Consider the following 10788-nt stretch of genomic DNA (forward strand, 5'->3'; position numbering starts at 1 on the left):
TACTCTAACCTTATGACAATAAGGCAAATTTATTCGTATTGAATTGCATTAAAGGCTTGCAACTCAATGATTCTTGCCTAATTATTGTTCGGTTTAGAATGTTGTACCTAGGAGTTAGTTGCATGCCGAAGTGGGATAGTAATTCTAGTGTGAAGTCTGTAAAGGTCTTGAAAACAGTTGCTTTTTGCTTACTTTCTTTTTTTTGTTTCTCTTTATCGAGTCATGCTGATGATAAAAAGCAGTCACAGCCTGTAGCCGTCACTGTCGAGCATGTGAAACAAGCATATTTCTATGACGTCGTTCAAGAGGTGGGTAAAGTTAAATCTATCGATTCGGCGGATTTATCGTTTAATGCGGATAATAAAATCACCAAAATCTTTTTTCATAATGGCGACAAAGTCAGAAAAGGCGATCTGATTGCTCAACTCGATGATTCAGATGCAAAAGCGGATTTCGATAAATCAAAAAGTTCTCTGGCGCTCGCAAAAACCAAACTAGCCAGAATCAACGAACTTCTCCAACGTGAACCCTATGCGCTTTCTAAAGAAACTGTTGATGAAACAAAGGAAGAAGTAGATTTAGCAAAAGCGGATTATCAGCAGAAATCATCTGTAATGAACAACTATCAAATCATTGCTCCTTTTGATGGTCAGCTCACCACTTTTCAGCAATCCGTTGGCAGTCATATAGCCGCAGGAACAGCTTTGGTTCGTTTATACAGTTTAAACCCTGTTGAAGTCAGTTATGCGATAAGCCAAATAGATTTTGGTAAGGCGCAGAAAGATCAAAAGGTTAGCGTCACAGTTGATGCTTATAAAGATAGAGTCTTCTATGGCAAGGTGAACTATGTTGCTCCTGCTATTGATGAGCAATCAGGTCGTGTAGCGGTTAGATCTGAGCTTGATAATCCTGATTTCGCCCTTGCTCCTGGCATGTTTGCCAATATCAAACACTACTTCGGACACCGCATCAGTGAATTACTTATTCCACAAAATTCTGTTGTAGCAGAGAATGATAAGCGCTTTGTTTGGGTCGTAAATAAAAATCGAGTTGAAAAGCGGCCGATCACACTAGGTAAAAATACGAACAGTGGCTTTGTGGTAGTAACGAAAGGTGTGAAAGAAGGAGAGCCGATTGTTAAGACGGGGATTCAAAACTTAAAGGAAGATTCGACGATTCGTATTTTACCTAACATACAACCTGCAAATGACGCAAATGCAAAGAAAGCAGCAGAGGCCAATGATTCAACTAAGAGTAATGGAGAAAATAAGTAATGCAGCTACCTGAAGTCTGTATTCGACATCCAATCTTTGCTTCGATTCTTAGCATTATGGCAGTGTTGCTAGGCCTCATAGCTTTTCAAAAGTTAGAAATTCAATACTTTCCTGATCATAGTATTCATACCGCTGCAGTCAGTGCTTCTGTTCCTGGTGCCAGTGCAGATTTTATGTCTTCTAATGTTGGCGATAAGCTGATTGCAGCTGTTGGTGGCTTAGATAAAGTTGAAACAATGACAACCAATTGTAATATTGGTAGATGCTCTTTAAGCATCAAATTTACGTCAGATACTACAGACATTGAATACACCAATTTGATGAATAAGCTTCGCTCGAGTATCGAAGCGATTAATGACTTTCCGAGCAGTATGATCGATAAACCCGTCGTTACAGATGACATTTCAGCTAAAGGTGGCAGCAGTAGTAACGTCATTACTTTTGTAAACGATGGTAGCATGACTCCGCAGAAAATGTACGATTATGTCGCTCAACAGTTGGTACCACAATTCAAACATGTACCTGGAGTTGGAGCCGTTTGGGGACCTTATGGTGGGTCTCACCGAGCGGTTCGAGTTTGGCTTAACCCTGAACAAATGAAAGAGCTCAACATTGGTGCTCAAGAAGTTGTTGACACGTTAACAGCTTACAATACTGGTTTTACTTCTGGTGCCATTATCGGCAAATCTAGAAATTTTTCTTTGAATCCAGTGACTCAAGTTCAAACCATTGATGATGTAAAAGGGCTCGTCGTACGACAAGACAAAGATCGCATTATTCGTGTGTCCGATGTGGCCAATGTTGTTTATGGCGAAAACAGTCTGAATCCATCAGCTTTAAAAGTTGACGGAGTGCCTGGTTTATCTCTTCAAATCCGGCCCTTAAGAAATGCAAATCCGGTAGATGTATCTACAGCGATTGCTGATGCCATGCAAGTAATGCAAAAGCAATTGCCAAAGGGATTAAAAATGGACTTGGTGTATAACCAAGCGGACTTTATCAAAGCATCCATTCATGAAGGGTTTTCAGCGCTCATTGAAGCTATCATATTAGTATCAATTGTGGTGCTTGTTTTTCTTGGTAGTATTCGTGCTGCATCGGTGCCAATTATCACGATACCCGTCTGTGTGATTGGTGTTTTTGCAGTGATGTCTTACTTGGGCTTTTCAATTAATGTACTGACTATTTTGGCCATTATTTTAGCCATTGGCTTAGTGGTTGACGATGCGATTGTGGTTGTTGAAAACTGCTATCGGCATATTGAAGCGGGCGATAAACCTTTCGACGCTGCTGTTAAAGGTTGTAAAGAAATCATCTTCCCTGTGATTTCGATGACTTTAACTCTTGCTGCCGTATACTTTCCCATTGGCTTAATGTCAGGTCTGACAGTCGATTTATTTAAACAGTTTTCGTTCACATTAGCATCTGCTGTGATTATCTCAGGAATGGTGGCGTTAACGCTTTCTCCAATGATGAGCGCCTATTTGCTTAAGCCTGCAACAGATTATTCGAGTTGGTTCAAATTTGTTAATGATTGGCTCCATAAGCTTACCGATGGCTATGTAGTTATTCTTGAAAAGTGGATTAACCGTAAAAAGCGCATGCTAGGCATTGGTGTTTGCTTGGTAATTGTTGCAGGCGTTGCATATTGGGCTTTGCCTAAAATTCTTCTTCCAAAAGAAGATTCAGGTTTCATTATGGTGTCCGCTATTGGCCCCACAGGCGTTGGACGAAATTATCATGTGGAACACTTAGGGCAAATTAATGATCTGACCAAAAATGAACCATCTGTACGTACTAACTTATCATTCATTGAAAGTAACCCGCTCAATTTTATCTTATTAAAATCATGGAAAGAGAGAGAGCAAACGATTGATGAAGTGATTAAAGACTTAATCAATAAAGCGAAAAGTACTGTTTCAGCTTATAACTTATCCTTTAAGATTTATAACGCTGATAACTTGAATATTGCTGATAATGTAGTGCTTGAACTTACATCGTTAAGAAGAGACCGACAGGCATTGAGTGATTCCGCTCAAAAAGTACAAAAATTGTTAGAAACCTATCCTGGTGTCACGAACGTTAATAACTCATTAAAGCGAGATCAGCTCAGGTACGATCTTAGTATCGACCCAAATGCTATCGCTCTCTCTGGGGTGAAGTACTCCGATGTAACAAACGCACTATCTGTATTTTTAGGTTCATTTAAAGCGGCGGACTTACATGCAAAAGATGATCAGACCTATGCAATTTTGGTTCAAGTAGACGAAAAATCATTAGGTGATTTTAACGTACTTAATAAGCTTTATGTTACTTCTGAATCAGGAGCATCTTTACCGTTAAGCCAGTTTGTTTCAATAAAAGAAGCAACAGCAGAATCGAGTATTAAAACCTATAGAGGACTCGATAGTGCCGAAGTTACGGCAAATATTGTTCCTGGCTATTCCACTAGTGATATTAAGAGTTTCATCGATGAAAATGTGCCAACTCAGCTTAATAAATCACAATCATTTTTCTATAATGGTGTGATTAAAGATCTCGTTGACTCACAAAACGGTACTCAGTCTCTCTTCTTGCTTGCTTTGGTATTTATTTACTTAATTCTAGCGGCTCAATTTGAAAGTTTCACTGATCCACTGATCATCTTATTGACTGTTCCTCTTTGCCTTGTAGGAGCTTTGTTTACTCTGTTCATTACGGGACAAAGTTTGAATATTTACTCGCAGATTGGCCTCTTAACTTTAGTAGGATTAGTGACCAAACACGGGATTTTATTAGTTGAATTTGCTAATAAACAGCAGATAAAGGGTTACTCGGCTATAGAGGCGGCTATCTTAAGTGCTCGATCTCGATTACGTCCTATCTTGATGACATCGTTAACTATGATTTTAAGCGCTATTCCTCTCGCTCTCGCAGAAGGACCTGGATCGCTAGGTTTAGTAAACATCGGTCTAGTATTAGTGGGCGGATTACTCGCAGGAACGTTTTTCTCCTTATTTGTGGTACCGATTGCTTATGTTGCCATGTCTCAGTTAAGGGCTGAAGATGTTTTAGCTAGCTTACGAAGGCATGAGTAATATTTCTCGTACCTACACTCAAAAGTGAATTTGCTGGTACAAAGTTGCATTTTTGGGTTAAGCTTATGTCATATTAAATTCAAAATTACTTAAACCCTGTGTCATCGTTTTGTATGGCACGGGTTTTTATTGCTTAATGGAGTATCCGTTATTATGAATAAGGTTCCAATGACTGTTGTTGGCGCAGAGGCTTTGCGCAAGGAGCTTGATGAATTAAAGTTCGAACGCCGTCCAAAAATCTCTGAAGCGATCGCGGAAGCAAGAGAGCTTGGTGACCTTAAAGAAAATGCGGAGTACCATGCTGCACGTGAAGAGCAAGGAATTTGTGAAGCCCGTGTCCGTGACATCGAAGGTAAGCTTTCTCACTCTCAAATTATCGATGTGACGCAAATGGAAAACACAGGTAAAGTAATTTTTGGCGTTACTGTAACCATTCTCAATCTCGATACGGATGAAGAAGTAACATACCGAATCGTGGGTGACGATGAAGCCAACATCAAAGAGAACCTTATTTCGGTTAATTCTCCAATTGCTCGTGGGTTGGTTGGCAAGATGGAAGGTGATGAAGTCGGTATTCAAACTCCTGGTGGTGTTACAGAGTTTGAAATTATGACCGTAGAATATATATAAATTGAATGAAGGTGAACCCACAGATTGTTCACCTTTTTTCATTGATAGAGTTGAGTTTAAGATGCAAGTTCTTCTTGCCTCTTGGTTAATAACTTACTATGTTCGTCATCAAACATGTCTCGCATATTTTGGATAACCTTTTCAGAGGTATTCTGTTTAACACTACTTATCAATGCTTTCTGGTACTCTATCCCTAGCTCACCGATTGAAGCGATGTATTGCTTCCTCTCCTCTTTAGATTTAGGGCGTAAGATAGCATTAATTGTTTTGGTGATCTTTCTTGTCGTTTGTCCCCTTGTTTCCTCACTCTCTGAACTTTCAATCCTGTGAAATGCCTTAATTGCTAAAGGTTGAACATCAGGATGTGTAGCAGCTGAAACTATGAAAGGAACTAAATGATCAGGGTTTGTTTCTATTAATTTCGTTGCGACCGACTTGAAAAGGTGGACAGTAAGAGCTGAGTGTTTTTCATTCTTGGATAAATAAGTAAACAATGAGAAACTGTGCTTGACCATATAAGTCATTATCACTTCACTATCTATTAAGTGTTGCTGTAACGCAGTGATTAATGCATCGAAAGTGCCATCAGAAGGTTCTGCTTTATTCAGTAGAGTTGCTATATCAACCGAAGATTTTGCAGCCTCTTTGTGTGATGGTGGACATTTAGGATGTTGAAGGTATTCAACAACGCTTGGTATAGGTCGGTTGGAACAAAGTGATAAAAAGGAAGTTGCATCTATTTTCTTCAGGATAGAATAGATCCGCTCAAGCTTAATGTCTTCTATTGTTTCTCCAGAGCTTTCAGCTACTGGAGTCGTATTCTTCTCTTTTATACGTTGCTCGATTTTTGTTCTCAGCTCTAAGATTTTTTCTAGGCCATTGTCAGTCAAGTAAGCGATTGGGTTAGTAAAAAGAAACTGTGAGAGTTTCGGGCAAATTTCTTCATCACTGTTTAGCAACTCAATTAAATGATTCGGTTCAAGCTTGACAAGTGCATACTTGTAGTCAGGGTTGTCATCCAAAAATGTCTCAAGAACTACATTTAAGGCTGTAACTTTTAGCATCGCAGAAAGGCATGGTGCTAAGTGTTCTTCTGGAATGCTCTTTAATGCTAATTTAAATTCGCTTGGTGTTTGCGATGCCTCAACTACAAATTGTTCTCCATTAGGACACCGAAGAAAACCGGAAGCATCTTGCTGAGACACTTTAGACAAAGCCACCACAACTTTATCTAATGGTATTATAAAGAAAATGTGACTAGCTTGTGCTTTTTGAAAAACAAGTCTTTGATGTTCAGACTTACCTAGAGACCAATCGTCTCTAAGCTTTCGATGAATATCAGCAGTCGGTTCTAATAAAGCGGCGACAATACAGGTAACACGTTCTTCATCAGAAATAATGCTCTTCATAATATTTTGTGGGCAATTTGGTGCAAGTAATACTTCAGCCATTTGCTCATCTGAAAAATCTTTAAAAACCTCTGAAATAAGGTGACTTGGCATTTCAGAAAATAGCATAAAGATGGTATCACCTTTTGTACGTAATAAATACGTATCGCTATGGGGTAAGATTTGTTTGGATAAGTCTCGGTCTGCACTCACGTGTGCACTAATTTTTGCCGGGCAATTTTTCGCTAACGCAATTTTAAGAAGATTTTTTGGCTCTGCTGTTGCAATTATATTATCCAAATGATGGGTAGCAAATAGTGTAAGTATTTCTCCACAATCTACAGGGGCTAAGTTGACCATTGATTTGCAGAAGTCTAGAGTCAAGATAGCCTGCCGTTGTTCTGGTGTTAACTGTTTTAATAGCTCGATTAAGTCATTATTTTTACTAGACTTGCCATCTGGTAATGCCAAGTTACCCATAGCGTCTCCAAGCAATACACCTTCAGCCAAGTCCATAAACAATTTTCTACTGTCATCAGACTTCATAGTGAATATTGTGCGAATGAGTCGAAGCTGTTTTTCATGGGAAAGAGCATTAAATAAAACGTGTCTGAGATGTTTTACTGATGTTGCTCTGCTGTTTTTGGGATAGTTAGGGTGTTTGCGCGGTAAGTCCTGCTCCCAAACCGGTGACTTAAGTACTTCAAGGGCATTTTCATCGCTTAAATCATTCATAACTGCTTTGGCATCATCTAGATCGTAAAATGACAATGCTGCAACCCAACCAGCAGTGCAATCGATTTTTTTCTGCCATCCACTTCTGTCGTTCGCTTTTTTAGGGAGTCCGATTTGTTGCTGACTACAAGCTGCTTTAATGGCGGTTTTAACTTTAAAGTTAAAGCCAGTCATGGCTATGCTAAGAGCAATTATACATTCAGGTGCCTGTGCAGATGATACGAAGTTTTTCTCATCACCCTGAGATGAAAAAGTGATGAATTTAGTTAAAAGAGCGCGATTAGTCATTTTAAAATTTAAAAAAAACTGAGCATTTTCAGGTGAAAACTGCCAAATATTGTTCATAATTGTAAATGCGACTTTTGATTTTTCCTCTTCGCTTAATAACTCAAAAAACTCTTGTCCACGTTGGTAATCACCCATCATTATTTTATATATGTGGTGTCCAGTGTTGCTTTCTGTATCGTTAATTTTTGCAGGTAAATACGTCTGTGAATTCTCAACCAATCCTCTTAAATCTGCAGTGGTCATGGGGTGTAATTTACAGGCGGCTAAGTAAAAGCCTTCAAGCTCATGATCTTGTAAATCAAGATAAGCAAAGATGAAACTCGGTACTGTTTGTGGTGCATTTTTAATAGCCATCGCCATCATATCTTGCATTGCACTTCCTGAAATGCCCCGTTCGAGAGAGCTACCATCCAGCGAAAAGAACTCCATCAAGCGATATACTCTTTGCATAGAATCTGTGTCATTTGTTAACAAGTGGGGTAACATCTTCGGGATAATCATCAATCTCAAAAAATAACTTTTCGGAAAATGGCAAGCAGTTAGAGTTGCGACTAAATCAGGTGCGATGCTTAATCTTCCTCCCATCAATGGAGCAAATGTATCAATGTGTTCAGCATCCCATAATTTAATGTTTGCAATGTCTAAAATAGACGTTATGTGAGTGATGGGGCACAAAATATCTTTAATCATTTCTGAAGCGACAGCTATGAGCAGTTCGTTACTTCCATCATTTGCGTTAATGACCGTCAGCATGTTCGAAGCTAAATCAAGATTTTCATCTGCTACCTTAAATTTAATGAACTTAGCTACATCAGCAATATTATCGTTAATGGCTGATACTATTTGGCATGGAAGGGGAAAGCTTGCACTTGGCGATTTACTGCACGAGATTTTTTCTTTAATCTCTTGATTACTAAGAAGCTCCAAGATTAAAGGAAGCTGTATGGGGGCAGTGCCTGGTAGTTGCTCAATGTGATTCAGTAGCTCTAGAGGCTTTGTTTTCGCCATACTCAAAAGTGGAGCGTTGAGTGCTGGACAAGCATTGATTTGTGACCACATTTCAGCTTGTTCAGAATGGGTTTTACCTCCACCTGCCGTTAGAAAGTGAGAAATATTAGGAGGCGTTTTTTGTGTTTGATATTGTTCAGGAAGTGCTAAAAAAGCGTTTATTCCAGAGTCTGGGGACGATAGTAATTCATCCATTTTAGCGTGTGTGATGAGTACCTCACACAATTTCTGGTATTTTGGTATTTCAATATTGGTTTTTAAAGCGGTCAAAAAAGGTTCGACACCTACAATATTAATGATTTCTTTCCAATCTTCCTCAATGTCGCTTAGTTGAAGAAGGTAATCGTATGTGAGTGCACTTACGTTTGTCTTTAAGCATGATTTAATACTATCGTTTTGTAGCAGTTGTGCCTTAATGCCACTTGGAATACGAGGCAATAGGCTCGATATTTTACTACCCCCTGTAATTTGTTTTTGTAGTGTGGCTTGGAATGATTCAAAAATGAGGTGTTGATATTGCTCTTCGCTCAAATAACTAAGGGGCAAAGAAATGGCTTTGATTGTTGATGGAGCTAGCTCCATCGCACTATGTGTATATGCTCTGTGCTTTATTACATATTCACAAATAGTTTCGCACAGTTCAGGTGAAGTGACTTTGCTATTTAGGTCAGCAACAATGCACCTTTTTCCAAAGGTATCGAGAAACCTTATCCAATCATTTTTCTCTGTTGATAGTTTTAACAGAGAATCAATTGGAGATTTTAAAATGGCTGTTTTAATGCCTTCATCTTCTAAAAGCTTTTTCTGATGCTCTGAAGGCAGTTGAGTGAAAAAGCAACCATAGGTTTCAGGTTGCCTTAATTGCCTGAGCATCGCATCGATCAATAGCGCATTTTTTCCTTCTGATTCAAACTCACTGGTCAATGCATCCATAATCGCAATAGCGTTTTCTGGATTATTCATCGCAATTTTAACTAAAAGGTTTTGTTCAAAAGGAAGTTCTTCAGCGTTCAATGAGAAAGGTGATGTGTTTGATGCTGACCTTGTTCTTAGAGCAACAAACCCGCTTTGTTCTTCCGCAACATCAGTAGCTAATCGTTTTTTTATGATGGCTGTTAGGATTTTTATACAGTCATCTTTAGATGCTAATGATAATACGCCAATCAATATATCATCTGATTCATCAGTGGCATTAGCAACCACATCTTCAGGAAGGTGCCCGCTACTGAGAAGTTCCACTTTAAAGCGCTTAAGTTGTTCTGTTTGTTTTGAGGTGCTTTGTTTAGCCTCTTTTAAATTGATGGGAGGTATATGAAGTGTACTGTCTTTAATTTCTACCTTATATTTCAGGTTGCCAATTTGAAATTCACTATTGGAGTCTTTGGAGAATTTTTCTAGTTCTGTAGGAAATTGAAAATGTGGTCTAATTGCTGGTCTTGCGCTCGCTGTATATTGAGTCATATTAACACTCTTTAAGTGAGATCGGGGGTTGTATCTATATGAATGCATCCGAAGGTGTAATGTATAAATTAATTTTATATAAATACACGCTTGTTTCAATGTTCGTTAACCTAACTTAATGTATTAGAAATGTTTTAAGATTTGTGGAGGCGGTGCGAAGAGCTTATAAAATTATGAGTTATGGTTGAAAATCAATGGTCAAGGTGAAACATTATTTTGATTAAATATCTTTAAGATGAGGATGGCCAAGTTTTATTAGCTAAGTGCTATAAAATTTTCAATGGAATGTTGAGCTATTCTAGCTAAGCTGTTTTCAGTTATTGGCAAACCTGGAACATTCTTGTTCATTGGCTTGAGCTTAACTGTATCTTTGGCGCAACGAAGCTTTCTTCTAGCTCTTGGGGGGATATTACTAATTGGTGCATCCAGCGTATCTAGAATTATTTTACATTATTCAGAATTTCACATAAATATTGAGTTAGCTGAACACCAGACGTAGGAGATGGTTGCGGGGCTGAATGAAACCCTCATAATGCGCCTCAAAGAATTGGCGCTGAAAAAGTCCTGAAACATGCATCTTCAAGTATCATGGGTATAGGGAACAGGGAGCCGTTTGTGATGTAGCTGGTCTAGAAACGAGTACTGCTAATTCAGTTATCTTACTGCTTTATGTTTGAAGCGTTTTTAGCTAGATTTAATTTTGGCTCATATTGGATTTCAAACTGCTAGGTAACCAACAGCTGAATGAGTGGTTCTAGCAGTCCTTTACCTCGTAAACCAACGTTATGTACAAACTCAAAAAATCCAAGATAAAGAGGAAGTTTCTCTTGTGATATCCCTCGATGCGGCCTTAACCATGGTCTCAGTAGCGACCAAAAACCTTCCATTGTATTAACGTGCACTTCATAAAAGCCATCACCGTCTTCA

General features: G+C 38.7%; 4 protein-coding genes and 1 pseudogene. 3 read left to right on the forward strand and 2 right to left on the reverse strand.

Annotated elements, in window-relative coordinates; genetic code table 11:
• Positions 1 to 122: 122 nt before the first annotated feature.
• The 3 genes from JQC92_RS05760 (at position 123) to greA (ending at position 4981) form a co-directional block, all read left to right on the forward strand.
• Positions 123 to 1274 carry an efflux RND transporter periplasmic adaptor subunit gene (locus tag JQC92_RS05760; protein WP_239480410.1) on the forward strand — a complete coding sequence of 384 codons (1152 nt, stop codon included), beginning with the start codon at positions 123 to 125 and terminating at the stop codon, positions 1272 to 1274.
• Positions 1274 to 4351 carry an efflux RND transporter permease subunit gene (locus JQC92_RS05765; protein ID WP_204998756.1) on the forward strand — a complete coding sequence of 1026 codons (3078 nt, stop codon included), beginning with the start codon at positions 1274 to 1276 and terminating at the stop codon, positions 4349 to 4351. The genes JQC92_RS05760 and JQC92_RS05765 overlap by 1 nt, the downstream gene beginning before the upstream one ends.
• 153 nt (positions 4352 to 4504) lie before the next feature.
• Positions 4505 to 4981: a transcription elongation factor GreA gene (gene greA, locus JQC92_RS05770; RefSeq protein ID WP_204998757.1), complete on the forward strand. Its 477-nt coding sequence runs from the start codon at positions 4505 to 4507 to the stop codon at positions 4979 to 4981.
• 56 nt (positions 4982 to 5037) lie between these two features.
• Here greA and JQC92_RS05775 read toward each other — a convergent pair whose 3' ends face one another.
• Complete coding sequence (locus tag JQC92_RS05775; RefSeq protein WP_204998758.1) at positions 5038 to 9861, reverse strand: hypothetical protein; 4824 nt, start codon at positions 9859 to 9861, stop codon at positions 5038 to 5040.
• Between the two features lie 725 nt (positions 9862 to 10586).
• Positions 10587 to 10788: pseudogene (locus JQC92_RS05780) on the reverse strand (IS1595 family transposase); the annotation flags it as partial.

This window comes from Parashewanella hymeniacidonis (genome assembly GCF_016900895.1).
Lineage (GTDB): Bacteria > Pseudomonadota > Gammaproteobacteria > Enterobacterales > Shewanellaceae > Parashewanella > Parashewanella hymeniacidonis.

What these genes read in the sequence shown, in the direction of transcription:
- JQC92_RS05765 (WP_204998756.1), top strand. Translation starts at nt 1,274, where the DNA reads ATGCAGCTACCTGAAGTCTGTATTCGACATCCAATCTTTGCTTCGATT.
- JQC92_RS05775 (WP_204998758.1), bottom strand. Translation starts at nt 9,861, where the DNA reads ATGACTCAATATACAGCGAGCGCAAGACCAGCAATTAGACCACATTTT.
- JQC92_RS05760 (WP_239480410.1), top strand. Translation starts at nt 123, where the DNA reads ATGCCGAAGTGGGATAGTAATTCTAGTGTGAAGTCTGTAAAGGTCTTG.
- greA (WP_204998757.1), top strand. Translation starts at nt 4,505, where the DNA reads ATGAATAAGGTTCCAATGACTGTTGTTGGCGCAGAGGCTTTGCGCAAG.